Annotated in this window: 27 protein-coding genes and 1 pseudogene; 23 read left to right on the top strand and 5 right to left on the bottom strand. The window is 56.3% G+C overall.

The window, feature by feature from the left end:
• The first annotated feature begins 248 nt into the window (after nt 1-248).
• Together D0T21_RS32475 and D0T21_RS32470 are read left to right on the top strand one after the other, a co-directional pair.
• Complete coding sequence (locus D0T21_RS32475; RefSeq protein ID WP_307720718.1) at nt 249-749, top strand: IncQ-type mobilization protein MobB; 501 nt, start codon at nt 249-251, stop codon at nt 747-749.
• Entirely contained in the window at nt 746-1,330 is a 585-nt protein-coding gene (locus D0T21_RS32470; RefSeq protein ID WP_307720717.1) for a DNA-primase RepB domain-containing protein, read from the top strand. Before D0T21_RS32475 ends, D0T21_RS32470 begins: the two co-directional genes overlap by 4 nt.
• Nucleotides 1,331-1,457: 127 nt before the next feature.
• Here the strand turns inward: D0T21_RS32470 and D0T21_RS16305 are convergent, their stop codons facing one another.
• Both D0T21_RS16305 and D0T21_RS31730 read right to left on the bottom strand, forming a co-directional pair.
• Complete coding sequence (locus D0T21_RS16305) at nt 1,458-2,891, bottom strand: retron St85 family RNA-directed DNA polymerase (RefSeq protein WP_116994431.1); 1,434 nt, start codon at nt 2,889-2,891, stop codon at nt 1,458-1,460.
• 29 nt (nt 2,892-2,920) lie between these two features.
• On the bottom strand, nt 2,921-3,547 hold the full coding sequence (locus D0T21_RS31730) for a hypothetical protein (protein ID WP_147328121.1): 627 nt from the start codon (nt 3,545-3,547) through the stop codon (nt 2,921-2,923).
• Nucleotides 3,548-4,093: 546 nt separating this feature from the next.
• Between D0T21_RS31730 and D0T21_RS16300 the strand changes: the two genes are divergently transcribed.
• The 9 genes from D0T21_RS16300 (at nt 4,094) to D0T21_RS16265 (ending at nt 12,850) form a co-directional block, all read left to right on the top strand.
• The gene (locus D0T21_RS16300) at nt 4,094-4,831 is read left to right on the top strand and encodes a DUF6088 family protein (RefSeq protein WP_199539638.1); all 738 of its coding nucleotides are present in this window, start codon (nt 4,094-4,096) and stop codon (nt 4,829-4,831) included.
• Between the two features lie 221 nt (nt 4,832-5,052).
• On the top strand, nt 5,053-6,147 hold the full coding sequence (locus D0T21_RS16295; RefSeq protein ID WP_116994430.1) for a DUF262 domain-containing protein: 1,095 nt from the start codon (nt 5,053-5,055) through the stop codon (nt 6,145-6,147).
• Nucleotides 6,148-6,149: 2 nt separating this feature from the next.
• Entirely contained in the window at nt 6,150-6,614 is a 465-nt protein-coding gene (locus tag D0T21_RS31725; protein ID WP_147328120.1) for a HEPN domain-containing protein, read from the top strand.
• 541 nt (nt 6,615-7,155) lie between these two features.
• Entirely contained in the window at nt 7,156-8,442 is a 1,287-nt protein-coding gene (locus D0T21_RS16290) for an integrase arm-type DNA-binding domain-containing protein (RefSeq protein WP_229211500.1), read from the top strand.
• Nucleotides 8,357-9,118: a hypothetical protein gene (locus D0T21_RS16285; RefSeq protein ID WP_147328119.1), complete on the top strand. Its 762-nt coding sequence runs from the start codon at nt 8,357-8,359 to the stop codon at nt 9,116-9,118. The genes D0T21_RS16290 and D0T21_RS16285 overlap by 86 nt, the downstream gene beginning before the upstream one ends.
• Before the next feature lie 77 nt (nt 9,119-9,195).
• Nucleotides 9,196-9,585 (top strand): hypothetical protein, encoded by a 390-nt coding sequence (locus tag D0T21_RS16280; protein ID WP_147328118.1) that lies wholly within the window; start codon nt 9,196-9,198, stop codon nt 9,583-9,585.
• 8 nt (nt 9,586-9,593) lie between these two features.
• Nucleotides 9,594-9,950 carry a hypothetical protein gene (locus tag D0T21_RS16275; RefSeq protein ID WP_116990641.1) on the top strand — a complete coding sequence of 119 codons (357 nt, stop codon included), beginning with the start codon at nt 9,594-9,596 and terminating at the stop codon, nt 9,948-9,950.
• A 276-nt stretch (nt 9,951-10,226) separates the two neighbouring features.
• Nucleotides 10,227-12,485: a PAS domain S-box protein gene (locus D0T21_RS16270; RefSeq protein ID WP_116990640.1), complete on the top strand. Its 2,259-nt coding sequence runs from the start codon at nt 10,227-10,229 to the stop codon at nt 12,483-12,485.
• Nucleotides 12,486-12,550: 65 nt separating this feature from the next.
• Nucleotides 12,551-12,850: a hypothetical protein gene (locus D0T21_RS16265; RefSeq protein WP_116990639.1), complete on the top strand. Its 300-nt coding sequence runs from the start codon at nt 12,551-12,553 to the stop codon at nt 12,848-12,850.
• On the opposite strand, the gene D0T21_RS16260 is transcribed toward D0T21_RS16265, so the two are convergent.
• Entirely contained in the window at nt 12,847-13,764 is a 918-nt protein-coding gene (locus D0T21_RS16260) for an AraC family transcriptional regulator (RefSeq protein ID WP_116990638.1), read from the bottom strand. The genes D0T21_RS16265 and D0T21_RS16260 overlap by 4 nt on opposite strands.
• A 100-nt stretch (nt 13,765-13,864) precedes the next feature.
• Between D0T21_RS16260 and D0T21_RS16255 the strand changes: the two genes are divergently transcribed.
• Complete coding sequence (locus tag D0T21_RS16255; protein ID WP_116990637.1) at nt 13,865-14,587, top strand: SDR family oxidoreductase; 723 nt, start codon at nt 13,865-13,867, stop codon at nt 14,585-14,587.
• Here D0T21_RS16255 and D0T21_RS16250 read toward each other — a convergent pair.
• Nucleotides 14,496-15,461 carry a LysR family transcriptional regulator gene (locus D0T21_RS16250; RefSeq protein WP_116990636.1) on the bottom strand — a complete coding sequence of 322 codons (966 nt, stop codon included), beginning with the start codon at nt 15,459-15,461 and terminating at the stop codon, nt 14,496-14,498. The two genes, D0T21_RS16255 and D0T21_RS16250, sit on opposite strands and share 92 nt — an antisense overlap.
• A 108-nt stretch (nt 15,462-15,569) precedes the next feature.
• On the opposite strand from D0T21_RS16250, the gene D0T21_RS16245 reads away from it, so the two are divergent.
• From D0T21_RS16245 to D0T21_RS16230, 4 genes are all read left to right on the top strand, one after another.
• Nucleotides 15,570-16,568: an aldo/keto reductase gene (locus tag D0T21_RS16245; RefSeq protein WP_116994429.1), complete on the top strand. Its 999-nt coding sequence runs from the start codon at nt 15,570-15,572 to the stop codon at nt 16,566-16,568.
• Nucleotides 16,569-16,649: 81 nt separating this feature from the next.
• Nucleotides 16,650-17,351 carry a glutathione S-transferase family protein gene (locus D0T21_RS16240; protein ID WP_116990634.1) on the top strand — a complete coding sequence of 234 codons (702 nt, stop codon included), beginning with the start codon at nt 16,650-16,652 and terminating at the stop codon, nt 17,349-17,351.
• A 12-nt stretch (nt 17,352-17,363) separates the two neighbouring features.
• A complete protein-coding gene (locus tag D0T21_RS16235; protein WP_116990633.1) occupies nt 17,364-18,017 on the top strand; it encodes an energy transducer TonB in 654 nt (217 codons plus the stop codon).
• A 110-nt stretch (nt 18,018-18,127) separates the two neighbouring features.
• Nucleotides 18,128-18,946 (top strand): ABC transporter substrate-binding protein, encoded by an 819-nt coding sequence (locus D0T21_RS16230; protein WP_158568014.1) that lies wholly within the window; start codon nt 18,128-18,130, stop codon nt 18,944-18,946.
• On the opposite strand, the gene D0T21_RS16225 is transcribed toward D0T21_RS16230, so the two are convergent.
• Nucleotides 18,943-19,131, bottom strand: a complete 189-nt coding sequence (locus D0T21_RS16225) for a hypothetical protein (RefSeq protein WP_116990631.1) — start codon at nt 19,129-19,131, stop codon at nt 18,943-18,945. The genes D0T21_RS16230 and D0T21_RS16225 overlap by 4 nt on opposite strands.
• A gap of 133 nt (nt 19,132-19,264) precedes the next feature.
• Between D0T21_RS16225 and msrA the strand changes: the two genes are divergently transcribed.
• The 7 genes and pseudogenes from msrA (at nt 19,265) to D0T21_RS16200 (ending at nt 25,743) form a co-directional block, all read left to right on the top strand.
• Complete coding sequence (gene msrA, locus D0T21_RS16220) at nt 19,265-19,765, top strand: peptide-methionine (S)-S-oxide reductase MsrA (protein WP_116990630.1); 501 nt, start codon at nt 19,265-19,267, stop codon at nt 19,763-19,765.
• 120 nt (nt 19,766-19,885) lie between these two features.
• The gene (locus D0T21_RS16215; protein ID WP_116990629.1) at nt 19,886-20,293 is read left to right on the top strand and encodes a DUF1842 domain-containing protein; all 408 of its coding nucleotides are present in this window, start codon (nt 19,886-19,888) and stop codon (nt 20,291-20,293) included.
• A gap of 332 nt (nt 20,294-20,625) precedes the next feature.
• Nucleotides 20,626-20,844 (top strand): annotated as a pseudogene (locus tag D0T21_RS32865) (chitinase); the annotation flags it as partial.
• Between the two features lie 53 nt (nt 20,845-20,897).
• Complete coding sequence (locus D0T21_RS32755; protein WP_301546343.1) at nt 20,898-21,068, top strand: hypothetical protein; 171 nt, start codon at nt 20,898-20,900, stop codon at nt 21,066-21,068.
• A 1-nt stretch (nt 21,069) separates the two neighbouring features.
• A complete protein-coding gene (locus tag D0T21_RS16210) occupies nt 21,070-22,353 on the top strand; it encodes a glycoside hydrolase family 18 protein (RefSeq protein WP_301546341.1) in 1,284 nt (427 codons plus the stop codon).
• Nucleotides 22,354-22,356: 3 nt separating this feature from the next.
• Nucleotides 22,357-23,373, top strand: a complete 1,017-nt coding sequence (locus D0T21_RS16205) for a cupin-like domain-containing protein (protein ID WP_116990627.1) — start codon at nt 22,357-22,359, stop codon at nt 23,371-23,373.
• A gap of 15 nt (nt 23,374-23,388) precedes the next feature.
• Nucleotides 23,389-25,743 (top strand): chitinase C-terminal domain-containing protein, encoded by a 2,355-nt coding sequence (locus D0T21_RS16200; RefSeq protein WP_116990626.1) that lies wholly within the window; start codon nt 23,389-23,391, stop codon nt 25,741-25,743.
• The last annotated feature ends 4 nt before the right edge of the window (nt 25,744-25,747 follow it).

Here is a 25,747-nt window from a genome sequence, read left to right as displayed (position 1 = left end):
ACGCACTGGCGTGCCGTCAACGCGCCAGCGCTTGCAGCAGCTGTGCGATGGCGCTGCCGCCCATTGCCACAGCTTCAGCGAATACGCCGAGCGCCTGGCGGCGGTTGGCGTCGAGCTGGTGCCGGTCACGCAGCTGGAAGGCCGCAAGATGTCGGGCCTTTCGTATCGGCTGGATGGCGTGATGATGAAAGGCAGCGACCTGGGGAAGGGTTACAGCCCGATGGGGCTGGCGAAACGCGGGGTGAGCTATGACAAAGAGCGAGACGGTGCGGCAGTTGGCCGCTGCCTCGAACGCGGCGCGGGTGGAAGCGCTGAACCAGCAGATCGAGAGCCTGCGCCAGGCGAAGCTGACCAGCGCGGAAGAACTGGCGACGCTATTGGAGCCGCTGGCGCAGGCGATGGCAGCGTTGACGGACGAGACGAGGGCAAGCCTGGAGCAGATCGGGCAGCACAGCCGGGAGCAGGGCGAACAATTCCGGGCACAGGTCGAGACAGCGATCACGTCATGGCGCAATGCGACGATAGCGGCCGAGAGAGCAGCCGAACGATTGGACCAGGCAGGGCAGCGGATGGAAGTGAGCCACTACCTGCTGACCGTGCTGACGGGCTTGATGACGGGGATTCTCGCGAGCGTATTCTGGCTTTGGCTGGCGCCAGCGCCGACGGTTCAGTACACGCTGGACGCAAAGGCGGTAGCGGAACTGCTGCGGTCAGAGATCGCAGCGCTGAAGCAGCGCAAAGGCAAATGACGGCAATGGGTGTGGACCGTTTCGTGGTGACGCTGGTGGACGCGACGCAGGGCAAGCAAGAGGAACGGCGGTGGAGCAAGGCTGAAGTGGCCAAGAGCATGGCGTGGCTCAAGCGCATGAATGCGCGTGGCTACGATGTCTGGATACGGCCTGATGGTGAGCATGGACTGGTGATACTGGGTGGCTTGAAAAAGAATGATTTGCAGACGTTGCGTGAACGGGGCTTTTCCCCTGCAATGGTCGCGGAAACGGGGAAAGAACAATACCAAGCGTGGGTGAAGCTGTCCCAGCATCCATTGGCAGACCAAGTGCGCGGACGAGCAGCAGAGGTGCTGGTGCAAGGTCTTGGCCGTCTTGGGGGGAATGCCGTCAGTCGCACCGATGGTCGACTGGCTGGCTTCACCAACCAGCAGTTGCTTCGCACAGGCAGAAGGCATCCGTTCGTCTTAGTGGAGGAATCTCTGGGACAAGTCGCCCCAGCGGCAACAGCTTATTTGGCTCGGTTAGCGCAGGAATGGACGAAGGGCCGGGCTACACAGCAAGACCAGCAATATGGGCGGTTACTTGGGCCTTCCCGGTGAAATAAATTCCATTTAATTTGCTTATATCCTATTAAGAATCTGTAGTCATTTTTTTAATCACATAAAATATCCTGAATAAATACACGAATAGACAAAATATTGGCAATACGACAGCGGTCCGGTAAATCTACGCAGGCATCTGGAAAATTTCTTTAAGATGATCAAACGATCGAAAATAACTAATCCAGCCCCTTAGCCGTTGGATTTCTTTGGGATCATTTAATTTCCCAATTTGATAGTTATGGAGCATCGCTCTAACCTTGCGTCGTTGTTCGCGAGACGGCTGGGCTAATTCATTAACTGTTAATCCAGTAACTACTTGGCGAGTACTCTGACTCTGTATGCGTGTTTTTTTAGAATTGAGCTTTAGTCCATACCTGTTTAGCAATATTTCGGCTCGATCAATACACTGCAATACTGAACTCTTATTCATCCCGCTAATTGTCACATCATCCGCATATCGGGTGTAAGTACACTCATGGGTTTTACACCACCTAGAAATAAATTCGTCAAATCTAAATAAAAATGTGTTGGATATAATAGGACTGGTTGGGGCACCTTGAGGAAGTGCGTCATCTAAAGTGACAAGTTTGGATATAATTCTGGAAGCCGATGCTGTAAATCCTGCTCTTTTTAGGACGGATTGAACGGCTGTTACCTTAATTGAACCAAAATAGTCCTCGATGTCAATGGTTCCTACGTATGCCATTTTTGTATGCGGACTTGCGTTATCTTCAATGGATACGTTTTTTATAAAGGAAAAACACGTTTCATGTATTGGTAACCTGAATAAAAGATAGTCTTTTAGCCAGTACTGAATAACCTTCAAGAACAATTTCGGCGAGGCGATATTTCTAAAGCTGCCATTTGCTTTTGGTATTTTGAAACGTCGATAATGTTTCTCAGGTATTTTTGCTATGGACGTAATTAGCCGCGCGCTAATCCCAATGGCTAACGATAGTTCACGCGCATTAATAGGATAGGGGTTTTCAATTTCTCCGCGATGCTTTCCAGAGAAGGTGTAGAAAGTGAGTGGATTAGGTGTAACGGGAGGGGTAGGCGCACCGTTAGCAGAACCAGATCCTTTAGTCATCTGCTCGTAGATCCGCGGCCAACGAAAACGTTCGTGACCGCGCTCGCCGCGGTTACAACTTTTCGTTGGCCGCGGAACTTCTTGTACGTACTCACCACTGTTTTGCATGGTCGACGAAACATCGACCGACTTCTGCATGACTGGCGCGCCTACATCGGCAATTCTAGATTGCCACGTATTTTTTAGCAAGAACAATCGGATTCTATCTCTTCGACGTCGCAATACTTTTGGGATACTTACGTCCCCAAGATGGGTTAGGCTGTACCAATTCTTCTTCTTATGAACTAGCCGCAACAAACCTCGTTGCACGTAATGTTCACATTGAAGAGTGATACCTTCAGCCGAACCAGGAGGAAGCTTTGATTTTGTTGCCTTTTCAATAATTTCAATTGCTTCGGCCGGTGATCCTGGTTGAATCACCCCAATCGCCCAAAGCAAAATAGATTCATTTATTCTTGTGTGGCTCATTTTTTATCGGGAAGAATATTCAGGTAATGCTAACGCATCACATGGCGGTATGTGGTGAAAATACTCACAATTTCATCTATTAGATCTAATGACGGTACTTTGCCGGACGGCGTCTCAATGACTTTTCCCATGGCTTGAACTGCCTTTAGTGCGCCTTCTTCAAAATATTTCTCTCCGCTAATAAGTTTTTCATCTTGCACGACAACAATTTCTTTTCTTGTTCTATTTTTTCCTAATACCACACTTGTTAAATGCGTGAGTTGGCTTAAAGTAGTATTGTCACATGCAAGAATTAGCAGGGCTTGACAGCTCTTGTCCATGAGCTCTCTTTGTTCTGCTAGATATATAAACTCTTCTTTCTCCCGTGGCACCAAATGGCCAGCTTCAACTATTTCGAAGCCTTTGTCTCTCAACGCCGTAGCTAATTTCTGGGAGAACTCAATCCACTTATGACGTTTTTTTTCAGAAGATGGTATGCACAGAAGAATCTTATATTTCCGCGCTGCGGAAACCATAGATAATTCGTCATCGAGACCATGAGAGTTGATGAATATATTATTGCTATTCCCTTTTACCTCGACGTTTGCAATCGATTCGCCGGCAAGCTGAGTTTTGCGATTTTTGCTATTGAATATTGAACGAATGAGGCTGAGCATTTTATTTTTGGATTCGTTTAGCAATTTATTTGTAATAATATAAATTGTCTTTATACTTTTTCACGAATTATTTGATGTTTACCTTATTTTTTTTGCCCCGTATTGTCGAGTTCTTTATGTCGCGACCCGCGACTTGGTTATTGTTGTTTTTCCCTCGAATTTTTGCCTGAATGCTACGGACACGTATTACGACAAGTCCAATAGCAAGAGAAGTTGGAATTGCAATTTCGAGGATGTGGCCTTTAATCCATTCAATTAATTGTTCCATAATGTATCTCTATAGTATTTTGGTATTTGTTGTCATTTAGACTTGGTCTGTCTTGATGATGGTATTGCAAATTATAACGTGGAAATTTTTGTTGCCAGGAAAATTGTTGGAATTTTGTAAATTGCATATTGCAAGTTGTGATTTAGTTGTAGGTAGCAGCCTTTGTGATACGTGCTCTTTGGCAACTTGAGGCCCGATTTTACGAGCGATTTTGGTTGTACTTGTCATGGAAACGTATTGTTGTTAACCGGAGGACCGGCGCTTAAAGTTGAGTTGTAGTGCCGACTTTGCTGGGGATTGAACTTCAATATCCAGTCGAGTTGTCAGAAAAACGTGCTATATTTCCTGACATGTACATCCCGTCAACTTCTACTGGGCACAGTCGGCTCGTGCCGGAAAATCCGCTTGCTCGCGGTAGCGTGGATGCGGCAATTCGCTCTGTGTTGAATTCAAGCGAAGCCGGGAAAGTCTTCAGCCCAGTAGATTTTCTTCATTTAGGTAGCCGTGCGGCCGTGGATAAGGTGCTTTCGCGGTTAACGGCCGCCGGAGCGCTTAGACGAGTGGCACGCGGACTTTACGATGTTCCGCGCACACATGCAGTTTTGGGGCTGCTATTGCCATCGGCCGATGATATTGCCAAGGCAATTGCAGGCAAGGGTAGCCTGCGGCTGCAACCATCTGGTGCCTATGCCGCGAATCTGTTGGGTCTGACCCAGCAGGTTCCAGTGAAGTTGGCATTTCTGACTGATGGTATGTCGCGTACCGTGCACGTTGGAAATCAGAGCATTTTGTTGAAGCACACAACTCCCCGCAATATGGCGACGGCCGGGCGCATTAGTGGTTTGGTTATCCAGGCGTTACGTCATTTCAAGCAAGTCCATACTGACGACCAAGTGGTCGAGATGCTCACGGCCAAGTTGACTGCGGAGGACAAGGCCATGCTCTTGGCTGATGCTCCTTTAGCGCCGGTATGGATTGCCGGTGTCATGCGTCGAATTGCACAATGCAAAGTTTGAGTTAGCGAGCTGAGCAGCACCAAGTGGGGTGGAGTGAAGATTTTTATGCCATGCAAATGTTTAGCTTTGCGCCGCCGAATTTAGGCGTTATCCTTGGTGTAATAGGAAGATTCGACAAATCCTCTAATTCCTTTTTTTGGATAGAGGATTTTATAATAACTTAATAAATTGCCAAATTCTATATTATTTAAACTGGCACATTGGAAAATAAAATAAATATTATGGATTCCTTAATAAATTCCGAAAACATTGATGATGGCGAAATACTTGATGAAAGTGTCGAGTATCAATTTGACTTAACATTTTACGGTGCCGATTATCCTGTAGATGGCCTCGTGAAGCGATTGGGGAACCAAGATATTGTAGTTCCTTCTTTTGATCCAGGACATGACTTAGCTATTGATGTCGAAGCCTTTCAACGGAAATTTGTTTGGTCAAAAATACAATGTGATCGATTTGTTGAGTCGCTGCTTTTGGGGTTTCCTGTCCCCGGAATTTTTTTGGTCCAGCAAAATAATAAGAGATTGCTTGTTCTTGATGGACAGCAAAGGTTATTAACTCTGGCGGCGTTCTATAGCGGAATTCTGAATAAGAAAGAATTTTCACTGGAGCATGTCCAGTCGGAGTTTGTTGGATTAACGTATAAGACTCTAGATGAGGAAAATCGAAGAACTTTGGATGACGCAATTATCCATGCGACTGTTATTAGAAAAACTAAAAACGCGCAGGATTTGGCAAGTGTATATTCCCTTTTTGAAAGATTGAATTCCGGCGGTACTCAGCTTTCCCCTCATGAAATTCGTGTGGCATTAGCGCCCGGACCTCTCATGTATTTGGTGCGAGACTTAAATAGTACCCCGTCGTGGCGTTCAGTATTTGGGAAGCCGTCGAAAACGCTAAAGGATCAGGAGTTGATACTCCGATTTTTGGCTATGCGGTTTTCTCTTGGAACATATAAGAGTCCGATGAAAGATTTTTTAACGAAATATGCTCAATTTAATTCTGATCTTAGCCGGCAATCAGAAGAAATAATTAGACATGCTTTTATTTCCGCAATTGATCTTATAGTGGCTGAAATAGGAAAAAAGGCTTTTCGTTTGCAACGGGCATTCAATGTTGCGGTCTTCGAATCTGTCATGGTAGGTGTTGCAACGAGACTGGCTGAAGGACGTGATTTTTTGCCTGGCCAATTAAAAGAAATATATGAAAATCTAGTAAAGAATTCGTCTTATTTGGCGGCAGTTGGGAAAGCTACCGCGCGTGAAGATCAAGTGTCAGTTAGAATGAAATTGGCGGCGGAGGCATTCCTTGCTTGAATATGAGTAAGAAAAATAATTCTCCGCAAGATGTGCTTGATTCGACGTTTGCGCGCATAAATGACATTGATTCAACTGAAATTGAGCTTAGAGCGGATTTTTCACGATATCTATGTGTATTAGTTTCTGGATATTTAGAACAGTACGTGCGAAGCTCCACAGCAAAATATGTTAAGGAGCGTTCCCAACCTCAAATCGCGGACTTTGTCGTCAGTCAAACCAATCGAATTACAAACTTAAATTGTGAGAAAATCACCAAGCATTATGTTGCCTTGAATAAAAATTGGCAAAAATTACTTGACGAACTTTTAGTTGATGAGGCGAAGGATGCCATTAATAGTATTGTAGCGCTTAGACATTCTATTGCCCATGGACAGTCGGCAGATGTAACTTATGAAAGAGTTTCGCGCTACTATAAGCAGGTAAAGCGAGTAATTTTTGAAATTGACACTATGCTTAATTTATAGCCAATTTGTATTGTGTAGGCATCTAAATTTTTTGGCTGGGTCGATTACCTTATTCGAAGATATGTTTCAGTCTGGTTTATGATTAATTTCAATAGATGGCGGGGTTATGGAATTTTAAGTGCTTGTGTTTTTGAAAATGTTGGAATCCTTCAATGTTGCTGTTAACAGGCGTGAATATGAGATAATTGAATTCGCAAAATTACAGTACAGTCGAGATGTAATTTTTCCTGGAGGGAATGAAACGGAACCGAACTCAGGAACCATTCAGTTTTGTTGGTACCTGTGTTGGTACTTTTTGCCGAATTTGTACCAACATCTCATAGCTAATTCGATTCCGGCAAGCGCACCAGAACTCAGCAGTAAGAAATACCAAGAAGTCTAAAAACCCGCTCTCCTCATAGGAGAAGCGGGTTTTTTGTTGTCTCTTCAAATCCGTCGGAGTACCATGAAATCCACGACGGGTGAGGGACAAAAAAGCGCCAGGTCCCTCACTTGGAAGTTTGGTCCCTCAATTGGCGCCAGATCACTCCGGGAGGCAGTCATGGCCCTTACCGACCTTTTCGTACGGAAACTCAAGCATTCCGGCAAACCCAGCGGCGACAAATATAGCGACGGCCGATCGTTGTACCTGCTTGTCAAAGAGTCAAATAAGTACTGGCGTATGAATTACCGGTTCGATGGCAAGCACAAGACTTTGGCTCTTGGCATCTATCCTGAGGTATCGTTGGCTGAAGCACGTGAGCTGTGCGCGGATGCACGCAAGCAGCTGCGCGCCGGTGTCGATCCGAAGCAGCACAAGGTCGATGCGCGCGCGGATCTGCTGGAGCCTGAGCACAACACCTTTGAGGCACTGGCGCGTCAGTGGCTCACGAAGATGGAGGCCAGCCGCAGCCCGAACACTCAGGACAAGGTGCTGGCCTGGCTGGAACACGATCTATTCCCCTTCATTGGCAACTTGCCGGTATCGACCATCAAGGCCCGCGACATACTTGGCGTTATACAGCGCGTCGAAGCGCGTGGTGCGATTGACTCGGCTCACCGCATCAAACAAGTGTGCGGCCAGATTCTGCGCTTTGGTGTGGCGATAGGCTGGTTGGAGCGCGACGTGACACCGGACCTGAAGGGCGCACTGGTTGCCATACCGCGGACGAATTTCGCGGCGATCACGGAGCCGAAGGAACTGGCGGTGTTGTTACGCTCGATATCCGCCTATAACGGTCATGTGGTGGCCGTGGCGGCGTTAAAACTAACACCGTTGCTGTTTGTACGTCCGGGCGAATTACGCGCCGCAGAATGGCGGGAATTCGATCTGGATGCGGCGGAGTGGCGCATCCCGGCGGCGAAAATGAAAATGAAGATGGAGCACATGGTGCCGCTCCCCACACAAGCCGTGGAAATTCTGCGCGAACTTTATCGCGTGACGGGGCATGGGAAATATGTTTTCCCCAGTCTGCGTACCGAGGATGCGTGCATGAGCGAGAACACCATCAATGCGGCGCTGCGCGGCATGGGGTACGCGAAAGACGTCATGACGGCACATGGTTTCCGGGCGACGGCGCGGACGATCCTAGACGAAGTGTTGAACGAACGCGTGGACCTGATCGAGCATCAGTTGGCGCATCGCGTGATCGATCCGAATGGGCGTGCATACATCAGTACGATTCGACAGCAGCTTACGGTGGAACCATCTTCTGGAAGTTCAATCCACAGTTTCTGGAAGTTACGCATGGATGGGAATACAAATGATACGCCGACGTCTGAGCTTCGTGTTCTGTCTGCTTGTGTTGGATGCACGCGCTGCCGAGCCTTCCAACGCCGCGATTCTTAGCTGTTTGTCCGCAAGGTCCGTTTCCTCGTCGGTTACTTGGAGGGCTCTGTCGACTGAGGAAATTAACTCGCAGGATGACTACCAGGATGGGTTCAACGCAACCTATTATCTCGCCGTGCAAGGAAAGGACATCGGCTATGCCGAGAAGGGGGCGGAGAAGGGCATCCTCTTCGATCACAAGATCTATCCAGTCGATTCGGCCCGTGCGCTCTCGGGCTTTGCGATGCGTCCCACCGAGCTGAATCCATATGTGGCGGAATGGGGCACTGTGACTGATTCCCGCGGAAAATTCGGTTGTGTCAGTTTTCCTTTTGGCGTACTAGGACAGAGCGGAAGTTTTCAAAAAAATAGAAGTGCCTACTTGCTGTCGCTTACTGCTTCAAAAAATGTTCGCATCCTCTATTCTGCGACCGGCAATATTGATGTGATCGCGGCTCTCGTCCCGAAGGATATCCAAAATTTCATACTCAATGCAGATGAATGCGACCATACAGCGGGGGAGTTCGACGGGAGCTTAAGCGAGCAGCGACAGCGGGAGATCGAGCGGGCCGTTGTCCAATACTGCCGGCCTGCGCAGAAGCAGTTGAAGACGCTGAAAGCGAAATACAAGGGGGATGCCAAGCTGACGGAGCTCATTCGTAAGCATGCCTATGACTCAGTGATTAGTTTTAGATAGTAGTCCTATGGCGCTAACCGATATTTCCCGCCGCGAGAGCTGCGCGGGGTAGGACTCTGCGACGGTCTGGAGGCAATGTGAACAACGATACTCTGAATGCGTCGGCAGGCTGGCAGAATTTTTTTGTATGTGTAGCGTTGCATATGTTGCTGCCGTTATTGCCGCTGGCATTGGAACTTTGGTTCTCAGGAAAAATCGAGGCTAAGTCCGCTGCTCTGACGGCCGCCCTGTATTCCATTGCGATTGGCCTGTCTTCTCGTAACGTTGCGATGTTCGGTGCAGGCGTGTTGCTGAGTTTCGTTTTCTCAGCAGCGTTCGGTTTCTTGTCCACGCAACTTCCGCTTGAACATGCTCGCTTATTTTCCTGTGCGGCTATTGCCATCGTATTTGGAGTGCATATCATAGAGAGATACAGGCGTCATGTAGTCAATCAGAGAGAGTTTTTTGATTTTTTGAGAGCTGACTAGGAGGAGCTATGCATCCTGCTATCGTGCTTGAAGCCATTGGAGTGTGCATTGCGTCGATGGCCTTTGTTTTGCAGTGCTATTACTTCGTGAGGGATACACGGGCGCGCCGCACGTTGATACGTCACCTTGCCAGTAATCCGGAATTCCTTCAGGTGCTGCCGCACTTGAAAGAGCGCGCCGCTAACGACGAATGCTTTGACGATGAGTTCAGGAAGCTCCGCGCCATCATCAGCAGGCAAATCGATGCGGAAGGATTTAGTCAACCTGATGAGTTGAGTTCACCAATGCATCAACGACCATCTAGAAACCGTGTGCGCTACATACGGGGTCTTGTGCATGAAGTGGAAAAACAGCTGCGTCAGTGATCGGTTTATCTTCATAGGATAGGCAGGTTCTTGAACCGAGGCTTTCGGCACCTCACCCTCTTGGAGATATAGTGCGCAAAAGAAATCTTCGACCTCATCCACAACAGCTATCGTATCGTGCGTCGCTGTTTCATGGATTAAAAACGATATGATAGTTATCTGCTGCGTAACTGTTCAGTTTGCGCCACCACGTGAAGATCATTTTCCGCCATGAAAAAAACCGAGACGAGTTCCGTTACCCCGGAAGAGTTAGAGATTCTTCGCCGCACAAAGTTCATGGTTGAAAAGGTGGCTGACTACGCCATTTATATGCTCAACGTCGATGGCACCATCGCCACCTGGAACGCTGGCGCTCGCCGTTTCAAGGGCTACCTCGATCACGAGATTATTGGACAGCATTTCTCGCGCTTCTACAGCGAGCAAGACCAGCGTTCAGGACTTCCGGCGCGGGCCCTGCAGGCCGCCCGCGAGCACGGCAGCTTCGAAGCCGAAGGTTGGCGTGTGCGGAAAGATGGCACCAGGTTCTGGGCGTCGGTCGTCATTGACGCCCTGCGCGATGATGACGGCGAACTGCTGGGCTTTGCCAAGATCACCCGCGATATCGATGAGAAGCGGGCGGCGAGAGTCGCCTTGCAGGAGAGCGAGAACCGTTTCCGCTTGCTGGTGCAAGGCGTGACCGACTATGCGATCTATATGCTGTCGCCAGGCGGCGTCATCACTAACTGGAACTCCGGGGCGGAACGCATCAAAGGGTATGCCGCCGACGAAGTGATCGGCACACATTTTTCGCGCTTCTATTCGGCTGAAGACCAGGTACTCAACGAGCCCAAGCGCGCGCTGGACACTGCCACACAATACGGCCGTTTCGAAGCAGAAGGCTGGCGCATTCGCAAGGACGGGACGAAGTTCCGCGCACACGTCATCATTGATGCCATTCGCGACGATCAAGGACAGTTGATCGGTTTCGCCAAGGTCACCCGCGATATTACGCAGCGCCTCGAAATGGAGGGCATGCAGGCGGCGCTGCAGCATTCACAACGGCTGGAGTCAGTCGGCAAGCTCACCGGCGGCGTGGCGCACGATTTCAACAATATCCTGCAAGTCGTCGGCAGCAATCTGGAATTGTTGATGCTCGACGTAGCCGGGCGAGCGCCAGCCCTGCGCCATGTGGAGGCTGCCTTGCAGGCGGTGAAACGTGGCGCCAAGCTTTCCTCGCAGCTGCTCGCATTCGCCCGTCGCCAGCCGCTGCAGCCGGTTGTGCTCAACGTTGGCCGTACGCTGTCCGATAGCGAGGAACTGCTGCAACGCGCCTTGGGGGAATCGATTGCCGTCGAAACGGTCGTCGCCGACGGCCTGTGGAATACGGTCCTGGATCCGCACCAGCTGGAAAATGTTTTATTGAATTTGGCGATCAATGCCCGCGATGCGATGCCCGATGGCGGCAAGCTGACCATCGAAGCCGGCAATGCCGTGCTGGATGACGCCTATGTCGCGGCGACACCGGATATTCCTGCCGGCCAGTACGTTGTCGTTAGCGTCAGCGATACCGGCTGCGGCATGACGGCGGACGTGCTGGAACGCGCCGTTGAACCCTTCTTCACCACCAAGGCGGAAGGGCGAGGTACCGGACTCGGTCTCAGTATGGTCTTTGGTTTCATCAAGCAAAGCGGTGGCCACTTCCGCCTGTACAGCGAGGTCGGGCATGGCACCACTGTCCGCATGTATTTCGTCCGGTCTCATGCGTCGGACGTTACGGTGCCGGAGCCTGCAGGTACGGACGTGAAGGGTGGCAGTGAGACTATCCTGGTGGTGGAAGATGATCCGGCAGTGCAAAGCGTCGTGGTCGACGTGCTGCGCAGTTTCGGCTATCAAGTGCTGAAAGCCGACAATCCGGATACCGCCTTGGCAGTGTTGCGTGCCGGCGTGCGCTGCGATCTGCTGTTCACTGACGTCGTGATGCCGGGCACGATCAAGAGCACCGAACTGGCGCAGCAGGCCAAGGCTCTGCTGCCCGATCTGAAAATACTGTTCACCTCGGGTTATACACAGAATGCCATCATTCACGGCGGCCGGCTGGATCCGGGTGTTCATCTGCTATCCAAGCCTTATCGACGCGAGCAGTTGGCGCACAAGGTTCGCCAACTACTGAGCGAGGCAAATCCCGTCGCGCCGGCGTCTGCGGCACAGTTGCCACTTGCTTCCAAGCGCGTGTTGCTCATCGAAGACGATGAGGATGCCTTGCAGGTGACTGTCGACAGCCTTGAAATGTTGGGCTGCGACGTCTGCGCCATCGCCAGCGCGGAAGCGGCCATGCCCTTGCTGGAGACTCGTACATTCGATGTTTTATTGACGGACATACACCTGCCCGGCATGGATGGTTTGGCGCTCGCTCACCGGCTGCGCCGGCAGCAACCTGATTTGAAGCTGGTGTTTGTTTCCGGTGACAGCCGGGTAGGGGGAGAGGTGCGTCAATTGGGAGGGAGTTTTCTCTGCAAGCCGTTCACCCTGGCTGCGTTGCGGACGGCGCTTCAATAACCGGCGACGGGCTCGGAGATCGTACGCTGATAAAATACAGCATCAACTCCACTCCGCGAGCGACCATGAACGACTACATCATCCTCATGCTTGACGATACCGCGCATCCCGATGCCGCCAGCAGCGCGCTTTGGGAATCCTACATCACCGGCCTGCGCCAGAGCGGCCAGTTCGACGGCGGTAGTTCCATCGGCAAGGGCGCGCTGTATCGCAAGGGCGCCCCCACCGATTCCGCCAGCCTGGATGTCACCGGCTTCCTGCGCGTACGCGCCGAGAGCATCGACGATGCCGCACGCTTCCTGACCGGCAATCCGCACTACGAAGCCGGCGGCGGGGTGGAAATCCGCGAACTGCCAACGGATTAATTCGGCTGCCGCATCTCCAGTTGCTCTCGCACATAACGCGCCGGTGGCAGTCCGACATGGCGGGTGAAGGCGACGCTGAACGCGCTTGCCGAACCGTAGCCGACGCGTCCAGCAACCTCGGCGATGCCGGTCTCTTGCCGTCGCAGCAGGTGCTTCGCCCAAGCCATGCGCCAGGTGAGCAAATACGCCATCGGCGCGACACCCAATGCGCGGCTGAACCGTTCGAAGAACGTCGAGCGCGACAGGGCTGCCTCCTTGGCCAGTTGCGCGACCGTCCAGGACTTGGTCATGTTTTCGTGTATGCGCCGTAGTGCGACAGCGAGGCGTTCGTCGGCCAGGCCGCGCAGCAGACCTGGCGATGCCGCGGTCCCTGCCGCGGAGCGCAGCGCTTCGATCAGCAGCACCTCCAGCAGCCGCGCCAGGATCACTTTCCGCGCCGGCCGCGCCGCCCGCGATTCTTCTCCCACCAACTGCACGACGGTGGATAGCCGTTTGTCGCCGCGTACGTGCACCAGTTGCGGCAGCAGCGACACCAGCAAGGCCGCATCGGGTGAACCGAAGGTGCAGTAGCCTACCAACAGCTGTGTGTCGGCCGGCACGTCTTGAACGCCGTGTCTGAACTCGCCGTTCGGCAACTGAATGGGCGGGGTATCCAGGTCCTCCGATGCTGGTGGCTCCAGGCTGGTCATCGTGAATCGGTAAGCCGACGGAATCAGGACAAAGTCCCCTTGCTGCAATTGGATCGGTTCCTGGCCGCTGATTTCGAGGCGACACGAACCTTTGAGTATCACGCTGTAGAACGGTTGCCCGGATTCCGAACGCCGTACACGCCATGAACCCGCAGCGCCGACGACCTTGGAGAACCGAGCCTGCGGTTGCAGCAACGTGACGACTTCTGCGAGGGGATCGATCATATCTGGACTATCGCTCATTAAATCTGGACTCCTGATTGTAGCAAGTCCGAGGTCGGCGAACTATAGTTTGCTCACTGCAAACCACTCAACAGGAGTCGCCATGAAAACCGTCCTCGTCACCGGATGCTCATCCGGATTCGGCCTCGAAACCGCCCGATACTTCCTCGATCGCGATTGGAAGGTCATTGCCACCATGCGTACGCCGCGCGAGGATCTGCTGCCGCGTTCCGAGCATCTGCGCGTGCTCGCGCTCGATGTCACCGATCCGGACAGCATCCGCCGTGCAGTGGAGGCGGCAGGGCAGATCGACGTGCTGGTCAACAATGCCGGGATAGGCGTGCTGGGTGCGCTGGAGGGCATTTCCATGGCCACCGCGCGCGAGGTCTTCGAAACGAACACGCTCGGCACCATCGCGATGACCCAGGCGGTGCTGCCGCAGTTCAGGCTGCGGCGGGCGGGTATCGTCATCAACGTGACGTCCAGCGTGACCTTGACGCCATTGCCTTTGCTGTCGGTGTACACGGCGAGCAAGGCGGCGGTCAATGCGTTCACCGAGTCGCTTGCGCTGGAACTGCAGCAATTCAATGTGCGGGTGAACCTGGTGCTGCCGGGACGTGCTCCATCGACCAGGTTCGGCGAAAATGCGCAAGCGCGCATGCGAGACAGCATACCCGAAGCCTATGCCGGCTTGGCGAAGAGTGTCTTCGAGGCGTGGGGGCAGTCGACTGCGGTTACGCAGGCCGTGGATGTGGCGGAAGCGGTGTGGCGTGCGGCGAATGATGCGTCATGCCCGCTTCGCCAGACCGCTGGTGCGGATACTTGATGCACCAATCGACAAAGCCGCGCATCGCCGCCGACATGTGCTTGCGGCTGGGGTAGTACAGGTAGAAGCCCGGCATGGCCGGGCACCAGTCTTCGAACAGGCGCACCAGTTTGCCTTGACGGATTTGTTCCACGGCATAGGTCTCGTGCACGAAGGCGATGCCGACCCCATCCAGTGCCGCGTCCACCATCATCGCGTCGTCGTCCAGCACCAGCGGGCCATCGACGCTAATGGCCAGGTTTTCGCCGTCGCGTTCAAATTCCCACGAATAGATCACGCCGCTGGGGAAGCGACGGCCGATGCAGGGCAGGCCGCGCAGGTCGAGCGGGCTGGCGGGACGGCCATGCACGGCCAGTAACTCCGGCGCAGCCACGACGGCGAAACGCTGCGCCGCGCCGATGGGGATGGCGATCATGTCCAGCGCCAGGCTCTCGCCGAAGCGCACGCCGGCGTCGTAGCCCTCGGCCACGATGTCGACCAGTTGGTCGTCGGTGATGACTTCGATCTTGACGCCGGGATGCATCTTCAGGAAGCCGCTCAACATCGGCGCCAGCAGCAGGCGTGCCGCAGGGCGCGGCACGTTCAGCCTGAGCGTGCCCTGGATCGTATCGCGGAAGCCGTTGATTTCATCGAGCGCTTGCTCCAGGTCCTCGATCACGCGACTCACCCGCGCGTACAAATGCTTGCCCGCTTCGGTGGGCTCCACGCTGCGGGTGGTCCGGTTCAGCAGGCGTATGCCCAGCCGTGCTTCCAGCGCGCGCATGGCGTGGCTGAGCGATGAGGCGGTGACGTTTCTTTCTTCGGCCGCTTTGCGAAAGCTGCGGTGGCGCGCCACGGCGACAAATATTTCCAGTTCGTTGAGATCGTGCCGCATAGCGTCTATTGCTGAATTCCGTTCATGGGTCCAAGTGGTTTCCTGGCGATTGTATGGATGATAGAGCAAACGTATCATTTTCACCATTGATCACACACGGAGCAAAGTATGAAACAGCGGAAATTAGGTAGTGGCGGCTTGCAGGTTTCGGCCATCGGCCTTGGTTGCATGGGCATGAGTTTCGCGTATGGCGGCGGCGACGACGCGGCGTCCATCCGCACCATGGAGCGCGCGGTCGATCTGGGCGTGACCTTCTTCGACACGGCCGAGGTGTACGGGCCTTACGTCAATGAAGAGCTGGTCGGCAAGGCGCTGCGCAGCGTGCGCCACAAAGTGCAGATCGCCACCAAGTTTGGCTTCCGCATCTTGCCGCATGGCCAGGGCCTGCAGCGCATGGCCGGTGTCGACAGCCGGCCGGAACATATCCGCGTCGCGGTGAACGGCTCCTTGCAGCGCCTGGGGATCGACACCATCGACCTGCTGTACCAGCACCGGCCCGATCCATCCGTGCCGGTAGAGGAGGTGGTGGGTGTGATGGCGGATCTGGTGCGCGAAGGGAAGGTGCGCCACCTGGGCTTGTCGGAAGTGTCGGCTGCAACTGTGCGGCGGGCCCATGCGGTGCATCCGATCGCCGCCGTGCAAAGCGAGTATTCACTGTGGAGCCGCGAACCGGAGCGCCAGGTGCTGCCGGTGTGCCGCGAGCTGGGCATCGGCTTTGTGCCATACAGCCCGCTGGGCCGGGGCTTCCTGACCGGCGCGCTGACTTCGACCGATGGCCTGGCGCACGACGATTTCCGTCGCTCGCTGCCGCGTTTCCAGGACGCGGCCTTGCGCAGTAATCTGGCGCTGATCGGGCAGTTGCAGCAACTGGCCGCCGGCCACGGCATCACGACGGCGCAACTGGCGCTGGCCTGGCTGTTGCAACGGGACGAGCAGATCGTGCCGATTCCGGGGGCGCGCCAACTCGGCCACCTGGAGGAGAACACGGCCGCCGCAGCGGTGACGCTGGGCGCGGCGGACCTGGCCGCCATCGATGCCATCTTCCGCGTCGGCAGCGTGCAGGGCGAGCGCTACACCCAAGGCGATTTCGACCTGGTGGAGAGATAAGCGCCGTGTCGTTTTCGTTCAATATCCAAAAATAAACGGTTGCTATAGTCGGTGCTCCTTCCTGCCTCGGAAAGCAAGACGATGATTACTGTTTATGGTTTCGGCCCGGCGTTCGGACGTTCGGAGGCTAGCCCGTTTGTGAAGAAGACTGAAACGCTATTGAAGCTGGCAAATCTGCCATATCAAAAACGAACGGGCAAACTCTTGCGGGCGCCGAAGGGCAAGCTGCCGTATATCGATGACCAGGGCGTGATCCTGTCGGACTCGACCTTCATTCGCTGGCACCTGGAAAAGAAATACGCTATCGATTTCGATACCGGCCTGTCCAGCCAGCAGCGCGGCGTGGCATGGGCGCTGGAAAAACTGGTGGAAGACCATCTGTACTGGGCCCTGGTGCACCGGGTCTGGCGCGATCCGGTGAATGCTCCGAGAGTCACCGCTTACTTTTTCAGGAAACTGCCATGGCCGCTGCGTCCGTTGGTGGGCTATCTGGCCCGTCGCCAGGCCGGCAAGAACCTTCGGGCGCAGGGGATGGGGCGACACGCGCCGGCGGAACTGATGGATCTCGTGCGCAAAACGGTCGCCTCGATTGCGGACATACTCGGCGATCAGCCATTCATGCTGGGCGCGCAACCGAGCGCCGCCGATGCAGCGGTCTATCCGTTCATGGAGTCGATGGTGGACGCCGACTTTGACGATGCGTTCAACGACATCGTGAGGTCGCATCCGAATGTGGTCCGCTACGTCGCAACCATGCATGATCGGTATTTCGCGGGCGTCTGATATCATCGCCCGATGAACAAGAAACTGATTTTCGTCGGCGCCGCCGCCGGCCTGCTGGGTTTGCTCAACTTGATGAGCCACGCCGAGCAGCGCAGCCAGGCGCCGTTCAACGCGCTGCTCACTCCGGCCACCTGCGCTCAGCCGCAATGGCCGAAAGAGGCGCAGCGCTATGAGATCGAAGGCGTGACGACGATCCGTTTCCAGATCGGCGCCGATGGCAAGGTGGTGCATCCGGAAGTGTCCCAAGGCAGCGGATGGCAGATACTCGACGATGCCGCCATCCGCGGCATCTCCCGCTGCGTGTTCCAGCCTAACCTGGACGAGGCCAAAAACGGCGCCTCCTTCCCGATGCAATTTGTCTGGCAATTTAGCGACGGTCCCGCTGTCCGCCCCTTGCTGGTGGCCGACAGTTGCCAGCCGTCCGCGCGCTTCCAGGCGTTCAAGGAATTCGACCGCCGGCCCAGCGGCAGCGACGGCATCCTGCTGCGCTTCCTGGTCAGCAGCGATGGCGCGCCGATCCGCGTGATCGCCGAGTCTAACGGCCAGGCGCCGGATGTGGTGCAGCAGGCTGAGGCCTACCTGCAGACTTGCCGCTTCGCGATCGACCCGCAAGCGGTCGGTCAGCATACTGATACGGCTTTCGGCCGAGTGCTCCTCAAGCCCTGATCGGCGCGTCTTCATGGTTGCATGACAATACTCTGTGCTATTCTTTGCATATGAGGCAACTTGGCAATAAATACAATCTTTTGAAATGGCTGGCCGCCTGCGCGCTAGCCATGCTCACGGTGCTTGGCGTGCACGCCGAGCCCATGCGCGTTGCCTATCCGCAGCCGCAGATCGAGCTCGACCGGGGCTACTTCGTGAAGATGCTGGAACTGGTGATGCGCAAGTCCGGCGCCAAATACCAGTTGCAGACCTGGGATGTGAAGGCGATCAAAGGCCGCGCCGTGCAGGAGCTGGCGCATGGCAGCAACGTCGATGTGATCTGGGCGATGACCACCCGCGAGCGTGAACAACTGCTGCTGCCGGTGCGCATTCCGCTCGACATGGGGCTGGCCGGCTGGCGCATCGGTGTGATCAACGCCCAGGACAGCGCCAAATTCGAGGCGGTGCGCACCCTCGATCAACTGCGGCAATACAAGATCGGACAAGGCTACGACTGGGCCGACACCGCCGTGCTCAAGGCCAGCGGCTTTGACGTGGTCACCGGCGCCACCGCCGACAATCTGCATGCGATGCTGGCCGTGAAGCGCTTCGATTATTTCCCGCGCTCGATACGCCAGGTGTGGGGCGAGGCGGAGCAGCATGCGGCGCAAGGGGAGGTGGTGGAAATGACGCTGGCCTTGCACTATCCGGCAGCGGTCTACTTCTTCGTCAACAAGAACAACCCGGCGCTGGCCGAGGCGCTGGAGGCGGGATTGAAACGGGCGCGCAAGGACGGCTCGTTCGAGCAGCTGTTCCGCTCGTATAATGCAGATCTCATCCGGCGTACCAGGCTGAGCCAGCGCGTCGTACTGGAGCTGCCCAATCCCGACCTGCCGGAAGAAACGCCGTTGCAGAACAAGGAACTCTGGTACTCGCCCACGCGGTATTAGCGCATGTCTTCGGCGCGGCGCCGGTCCGGTTCCGACAGCACGCGGGCGATCACCGGCAAGGGTACGCCGGCATCTTCCAGAAAAGTAGCGGCGGCTTCACGGCCGGCGGTTTCAAGCAGGGCCAAGCCGGCGTTGACAGCGATGGCTTTGACCCGGTCCGGGCGCGAACGTCGTTCTACATGCATGGAGGACTCCCGTTTTTTTAGGTGTGCAACAACGCTCAAGCTTAGCACAACAGCAATTGTTGTGGGATAGGCTCACCTTGAAGAAACGGCGAACGTCACTAAATTGAACAGACACACTCACCAAGGATAGAACATGACAACAACTGAAACCGCCATCCTGGCCGGCGGATGCTTCTGGGGCGTGCAGGACCTGGTGCGCAAACAAGCTGGCGTGCTGGCGACGCGCGTCGGCTACAGCGGCGGCGACGTGCCGAACCCTACCTATCGCCATCACGGCACCCATGCCGAGGCGCTGGAAATCGTCTTCGACCCGGCCGTCATCAGCTATCGCAAAATCCTGGAATTCTTCTTCCAGATCCACGATCCGAGCACCCGCAACCGCCAGGGTAACGACATCGGCACGAGTTATCGTTCCGCAATTTACTATACCAACGAGCAACAGAAGGCGACGGCCGAGGACACCATCGCCGACGTCAATGCATCGGGCTTGTGGCCGGGCAAAGTGGTCACCGAAGTGGCGCCGGCCGGCACGTTCTGGGAGGCCGAACCGGAGCACCAGGACTATCTGGAGCGCATTCCCAACGGCTACACCTGCCATTTCATCCGTCCGGACTGGCAATTGCCCAAGCGCTGAGCTGAAATAAATATTCATTGTAATCAACCACTTGGATGCCGGAAGGTATTCGGAAGGCAAGGTTTTCGCATCGCCGCTACAGTTTGACTCATGTTTTACCTCTCTTCGTTAGGAAGCACCATGAGTCAATTATTTACAGCAGTGTATGAAGTCACCAGCGGCGCCGCCGGCTCGCCCACCTTGTGGTTGAATCTGGTCGTGAATGCGCAAAACGATAGCGTGATCGGCCACGCGCGGATGGCGTTTGAGGGCGGCGAAACCGCCGGCATTTCGGTGCGCGGACATCACACCCGGATCGAAGGCGAGCACTCTTTGGAGGCCGTGGTGCTGGCCGGCTTGCCGGCGATTTTCCCCTCGGTGGAGGAAGCGCCAAGCGCGTTCCAGCTGCTGATGGTGCTGCCGACCGCTTCGAAGAACGGTCAGGTTTGCTACAAGATGAGTTTTGGTAATCCACAACAACCGCGCATCGTCGAGGTGCGTGACGGCAGTGCGCATGCGGTGCATCCGGAATTGGCTACCAGCACCTGATTTCTGGATTTCAGCGGTTTTGGGCCGCTGTCGTCGTCAGTACCACTTCCAGAGTGCACAAAATTGGTACTCACCAATTAACACAATGTTCAATTTAAGACATTCGAAAGTTGGGGGCGCAGTTGCGCCCCTTTTGCTTGCTGAAACTGGTTGGTGGGCACTCACACTCTCTTTCAAGTTCCATATCGATTCTTGCCGCAATAACTCTTCCTGTGCTGTAACTGGTATTTGATTGGATGTAATAAAATAAAACCACTTGACTACCACTTCTTTGCGTTCCATCCTAAAAAAATAATAAAAGCATAGATTCACCCACCCAAGGAGGAGAAAGCATGGAACGTGCAGTCAAGGGAAACGCGGCCGTACTCGGCCTGATCGCCAGTATGTTGGCGGCTTGCGGTGGGGGCAGCGACAGCCCCACCACCACCACACCACAAATGAAACTGCTGGGCGGCGTGCAAACCGCCGCCGCAGCCGCAGATTGTCCGGCTTGGTCGTCCAGTGCGATCTACACGGTCGGCATGTGCGTGACCTACAACGGCTCCACCTACAAGGCCAAGTGGTGGACGCAAAATAACGTGCCAGGCACAGAGCAGTGGGGACCTTGGGAGCTGCAGGCCGTGACGCCTACGCCGACCCCAACTCCTACGCCAACGCCAACGCCAACGCCAACGCCGACCCCAACTCCGACACCAACGCCAACGCCAACGCCAACGCCGACACCAACCCCAACGCCAACGCCGACACCAACCCCAACGCCGACCGGCGGCCGTGAAATCGGCTCCTACTTCGCGCAGTGGGGCGTGTACGGCCGCAGCTACGAAGTGGCCGACATCCACACCACCAAGACTCCGGTCAATGGAGTGCAGACCAGCGTCGCCGACCAGCTCACCTTCATCAACTACGCCTTCGGCAACACCTACGCCAAGAACGGCGGCTACGAATGCGACATGGTCACCAGCGCCGAAGTGGGCAACGACACACCGACCTCGCCGCAAGCCGGCACCGGTGGCGACGCCTACGCCGACTACCAACGCCAGCCAACGCGCACCGTGGACGGCAAGACCGTCGCCTGGGACGCTCCGCTGACCGGCAACTTCCTGCAACTGAAGCTGCTCAAAGCCGCGCACCCGAACCTGAAAGTGTTCATCTCGCTGGGCGGCTGGAGCTGGTCGAAAAACTTCTCGGCCGCAGCCAAGACCGACGCCCTGCGCAAGCAGCTGGCCAAGTCCTGCGTGAAGATGTTCATCGCCGGCGACCTGCCGGTGCAGGATGGACGCGGCGGCCCCGGCTCCGCCAAGGGCGTGTTTGACGGCATCGACATCGACTGGGAATATCCGGGCGGCGGCGGCCAGCCGTACAACACCTACGACGCGGTCAACGACAAGCATAACTTCACGCTGCTGATGGCTGAGTTCCGCGCACAGCTGGACGCGCAAGGCGCCATCGACGGCAAGCGTTATGCGCTGACGGCCGCCATCGGCGCCGGCACCGAGAAGATCGCCCAAACCGAACCGACCCTGTATTCGCAGTACATGGACTGGGTCAACCTGATGAGCTACGACTTCCACGGCGCATGGGAAAGCACCACCAACTTCCACGCGCCGCTGTATCACGATCCTGCCGATCCTGCGACCGGCATCCTCGCCAAGTACAACACCAACGACGCCGTGACGGCGCTGGTGGCAGCCGGCATGCCGCGTAATAAGATCCTGCTCGGCGTGCCGTTCTACGGACGCGGATGGAAAGGCGTAGCCGCCGGCCCGAACGCCAACGGCCTGTATCAAACCACCACCGGCGGCGCGGCCGGCACCTACGAAACCGGCATCGATGACTACAAGGTCCTGGTCAACAAAGCCGGCACGCGCTGGTACCATCCGCAGACCAAGCAGCTGTTCCTGTACACCGGAACCGGTGAATGGTGGAGCTACGACGATCCGACCGTTATCGCCACCAAGATGCAGTACGTGAAGGATCAGAGTCTGCGCGGCGCCTTCTCGTGGGAGTTGGACGGCGACGCCAGCGGCGCCCTGACCAGCGCCGTCTGGAAAGGACGCTAAGCCATGAAGCGCCATGCCGTCGTCCAAACCATCGGCGTCACCGACGCATGGCGCAGCTGGATCGCCGAGAACCTGATCCTCGGCATCCGGCCGGATACGCTGGCCGGCATCCTGACCCAGTCCGGCATCGGCGCCCGCGAAGCCAACACGGAAATCGCCGCCGCGCTGCGCAGCCCTTACCTGCAGGGCGTATCTCGACTGCATAACCGGCTGGCCAAGCGTGACTGGGTGCTCCGCATCCAGTCGCAATTGAACCGGCTGGCGCCGACCGACGTGCCGCACCGGGAGCGCCTTTCCGGCGCGGAGTTCCTCGAACAGCACTACCGCAGCAACCTGCCGGTGATCATCACCGGCATGCTGGACGACTGCGCCGCCCGCAGCAAGTGGACGCTGGAATATCTCAGCGAACAACTGGGCGAACGCATGGTGGAGGTGCAGTTCGGCCGCAGCGCGGATCCCGATTACGAGATGAACAGCCAGTCGCACAAGCGGCGCATGCGTTTCGGCGAGTACGTGGAACTGGTGCGCGACAGCGGCCATACCAACGACTTCTACATGACCGCCAATAACGACGGCCAGAATCGCGAGTCGCTGCATGAACTGATGGCCGACGCACCGCCGCTGCCGGAATACCTGAACGCGGCAGGGCGGGGCTTTTTCTGGTTTGGTCCGGCCGGCACCATCACGCCGTTTCATCACGACCTGACCAACAACTTCATGATCCAGATCGCAGGGCGCAAACGCGTGCGGCTGATCGCTCCCTGCGATACGCCCAAGCTGTACAACCAGCGCCACTGCTTTACCCCGGTCGATGGACGCAACATCGACCTGCAGCGTTTTCCGATGATGGCAGACGTGCCGGTCATCGACTGCGTGCTGGAACCAGGCGAGATCCTGTTCCTGCCTGTCGGTTGGTGGCACTTCGTCGAAGCGCTGGATATCACCATCACCATCTCTGCCACCCACTTCAAGTGGGACAACGACTTCTACAGTCATTACCCGAACAATCACGATTTTTAAAATACGGGAGACAAAATGCGACATAACCTATTGATGCTGGCGCTGATCGGCAGCGCCGTCGCCGCCTGTGGCGGCGGCTCCGATCCTCAAAGCGCGACGCCCGGCCCCAAACTGATGGGCGGGATACAAACCGCAGCCGCCGCAGCGGATTGCCCGGCATGGTCGTCCAGCGCGATCTACACCGTCGGCATGTGCGTGACTTACAACGGCGCTACCTACAAGGCCAAGTGGTGGACGCAAAATAACGTGCCGGGTACCGAAGAGTGGGGACCGTGGGCGCTGGATTCCACGACGCCAACGCCAACTCCGACGCCAACGCCAACGCCGACTCCAACACCGACTCCGACTCCGACACCAACGCCGACTCCTACACCGACGCCAACGCCAACGCCAACGCCGGTCGCGTGCCGTCCCGACGGCCTGGCCTCGCCGGTGCCGAACGTGAACTACTGCGGCGTGTACGACGCCAACGGCCGCGAGAAGCTGGCCAATGGCCTGAACCGCCGCATCGTCGGCTACTTCACCAGCTGGCGCACGGGCGCTAACAACACGCCGTCCTACCTGGTCAACAACATCCCGTGGGACAAAATCACCCACGTGAACTACGCCTTCGCCTCGGTGGACGCCAACGCCAAAGTCCAACTGGGCAGCGGCGCCAATAATCCGGACACCGGCATGACCTGGCCGAACATCCCCGCCGCAGCGATGGATCCGTCGCTGCCGTACAAAGGTCACTTCAACCTGCTGTCCCAATACAAGAAGCGCTACCCCGGCGTGAAGGTCATGCTGTCAGTGGGCGGCTGGGCAGGCAGCGGCGGCTACTACACCGCCACCACCAATGCCGACGGCTCGCTCAACACCGCAGGCATCAACACCCTGGCCGACTCGATGGTGGCCGTGCTCCGTCAATACACCTTCTTCGACGGTATCGACATCGACTACGAGCACCCGACCACCAACAACGAAGCCGGCAACCCGCTCGACTTCGGCCTCTCCAAGCCACGCCTGGCGGGCCTGATGAAGAGCTACAACGTGCTGCTGAAAACCGTGCGTCAAAAGCTGGACACCGCAGCCGTCGCCGACAACAAGTACTACATGCTGACCATCGCCGGCTCCGCGTCGGGCTGGATACTGCGCGGTGAGGAAAACCTCTCCGGCCTGCAGTACCTCGACTACGCCAGCCTGATGTCCTACGACCTGCATGGCGGCTGGAACCAGTACGTCGGTCCCAACGCCGCGCTGTTCGACGACGGTAACGACGCCGAACTCAAAGCCGGCAACGCCTACTCCTACGGCGGCATCGGCTACCTGAACGTCGACTGGGCGTACCACTACTATCGCGGCGCATTGCAGGCCGGCCGCATCAACATCGGCGTGCCGTACTACACGCGCGGTTGGAAGGATGTCACCGGCGGCACCAGCGGCCTGTGGGGAACCTCGCCAGTGGTGAACGACACCGTCACCTGCGCCGGCGTCAAAACCTGCGGCACCGGCGCGGTCGGCATCGACAACGTCTGGTACGACCTCGATACCAACGGCAAGCCGGTTCCCGGCGGCGGCAATCCGCTGTGGCATGCGCTCAACCTGCAAAGCGCCATCGTGCCGGACTACCTGGATGCCTATGGCGTCACCGAGAAAACCATCACCGGCACCTACACCGCCAACTACAGCGCCACGATGGCGGCGCCGTGGCTGTGGAACGCCACGCGCAAAGTCTTCATCTCCACGGAGACGGTGCAATCGATGGCAGCCAAGACCCAGTACGTGATCGACAACGCCATCGGCGGCATCATGATCTGGGAACTGGCCGGCGACTACGCCTGGGACGCCAGCAAGAACGGCGGCAAAGGCGAGTACTTCATGGGCTACACGCTGACCACCAACATCTACAACGCCTTCAAGACCGCCAGTCCATACGGCGCCACGCGGGCGGAATCGGCAATGCCAGCCAGCAGTGCCAAGGTCAGCATCGCTTTGGGTGGCTGGGTCCTGGGTGACAGCAACTACCCGATCAACCCCGTGATGACGGTGACGAACAACACCACCGTCACGATACCGGGCGGCTCGGTGGTGGAGTTCGACTATCCTGTATCGGCGCCCGCCAACATGAGCGATCAATCGGGCTACGGCCTGGTGGTGACCAAGGCCGGCTACTCGGGACCGAACAACATCGGCGGCTTCAAGGCCAGCTTCAACCACGCCAAGTTCACGATTCCGACGTGGCAGTCGCTGGCGCCGGGTGCTTCGGTGTCGCTGACGCTGAACTACTCGTTGCCGATCTCGGGGCCGTCAGCCTACGTGGTCACGGTGAACGGCGTGCGCTATGCCTTGAGCGATGAGTATCCCGGCTTGCCGGTCGCGCTGAAATAAGGGG

It is taken from the genome of Duganella sp. BJB476 (genome assembly GCF_003416895.1).
In the GTDB taxonomy this organism is placed as follows: Bacteria; Pseudomonadota; Gammaproteobacteria; order Burkholderiales; family Burkholderiaceae_D; genus Rugamonas.
The sequence above is the reverse complement of the archived record's forward strand: the minus strand, read 5'-3'. Positions and strand labels throughout refer to the sequence as shown.

What these genes read in the sequence shown, in the direction of transcription:
- D0T21_RS32475 (WP_307720718.1), top strand. Translation starts at nt 249, where the DNA reads ATGACAAAGAGCGAGACGGTGCGGCAGTTGGCCGCTGCCTCGAACGCG.
- D0T21_RS32470 (WP_307720717.1), top strand. Translation starts at nt 746, where the DNA reads ATGACGGCAATGGGTGTGGACCGTTTCGTGGTGACGCTGGTGGACGCG.
- D0T21_RS16305 (WP_116994431.1), bottom strand. Translation starts at nt 2,891, where the DNA reads ATGAGCCACACAAGAATAAATGAATCTATTTTGCTTTGGGCGATTGGG.
- D0T21_RS31730 (WP_147328121.1), bottom strand. Translation starts at nt 3,547, where the DNA reads ATGCTCAGCCTCATTCGTTCAATATTCAATAGCAAAAATCGCAAAACT.
- D0T21_RS16295 (WP_116994430.1), top strand. Translation starts at nt 5,053, where the DNA reads ATGGATTCCTTAATAAATTCCGAAAACATTGATGATGGCGAAATACTT.
- D0T21_RS31725 (WP_147328120.1), top strand. Translation starts at nt 6,150, where the DNA reads ATGAGTAAGAAAAATAATTCTCCGCAAGATGTGCTTGATTCGACGTTT.
- D0T21_RS16290 (WP_229211500.1), top strand. Translation starts at nt 7,156, where the DNA reads ATGGCCCTTACCGACCTTTTCGTACGGAAACTCAAGCATTCCGGCAAA.
- D0T21_RS16285 (WP_147328119.1), top strand. Translation starts at nt 8,357, where the DNA reads ATGATACGCCGACGTCTGAGCTTCGTGTTCTGTCTGCTTGTGTTGGAT.
- D0T21_RS16275 (WP_116990641.1), top strand. Translation starts at nt 9,594, where the DNA reads ATGCATCCTGCTATCGTGCTTGAAGCCATTGGAGTGTGCATTGCGTCG.
- D0T21_RS16270 (WP_116990640.1), top strand. Translation starts at nt 10,227, where the DNA reads ATGGTTGAAAAGGTGGCTGACTACGCCATTTATATGCTCAACGTCGAT.
- D0T21_RS16265 (WP_116990639.1), top strand. Translation starts at nt 12,551, where the DNA reads ATGAACGACTACATCATCCTCATGCTTGACGATACCGCGCATCCCGAT.
- D0T21_RS16260 (WP_116990638.1), bottom strand. Translation starts at nt 13,764, where the DNA reads ATGATCGATCCCCTCGCAGAAGTCGTCACGTTGCTGCAACCGCAGGCT.
- D0T21_RS16255 (WP_116990637.1), top strand. Translation starts at nt 13,865, where the DNA reads ATGAAAACCGTCCTCGTCACCGGATGCTCATCCGGATTCGGCCTCGAA.
- D0T21_RS16250 (WP_116990636.1), bottom strand. Translation starts at nt 15,461, where the DNA reads ATGCGGCACGATCTCAACGAACTGGAAATATTTGTCGCCGTGGCGCGC.
- D0T21_RS16245 (WP_116994429.1), top strand. Translation starts at nt 15,570, where the DNA reads ATGAAACAGCGGAAATTAGGTAGTGGCGGCTTGCAGGTTTCGGCCATC.
- D0T21_RS16240 (WP_116990634.1), top strand. Translation starts at nt 16,650, where the DNA reads ATGATTACTGTTTATGGTTTCGGCCCGGCGTTCGGACGTTCGGAGGCT.
- D0T21_RS16235 (WP_116990633.1), top strand. Translation starts at nt 17,364, where the DNA reads ATGAACAAGAAACTGATTTTCGTCGGCGCCGCCGCCGGCCTGCTGGGT.
- D0T21_RS16230 (WP_158568014.1), top strand. Translation starts at nt 18,128, where the DNA reads ATGCTCACGGTGCTTGGCGTGCACGCCGAGCCCATGCGCGTTGCCTAT.
- D0T21_RS16225 (WP_116990631.1), bottom strand. Translation starts at nt 19,131, where the DNA reads ATGCATGTAGAACGACGTTCGCGCCCGGACCGGGTCAAAGCCATCGCT.
- msrA (WP_116990630.1), top strand. Translation starts at nt 19,265, where the DNA reads ATGACAACAACTGAAACCGCCATCCTGGCCGGCGGATGCTTCTGGGGC.
- D0T21_RS16215 (WP_116990629.1), top strand. Translation starts at nt 19,886, where the DNA reads ATGAGTCAATTATTTACAGCAGTGTATGAAGTCACCAGCGGCGCCGCC.
- D0T21_RS16205 (WP_116990627.1), top strand. Translation starts at nt 22,357, where the DNA reads ATGAAGCGCCATGCCGTCGTCCAAACCATCGGCGTCACCGACGCATGG.
- D0T21_RS16200 (WP_116990626.1), top strand. Translation starts at nt 23,389, where the DNA reads ATGCGACATAACCTATTGATGCTGGCGCTGATCGGCAGCGCCGTCGCC.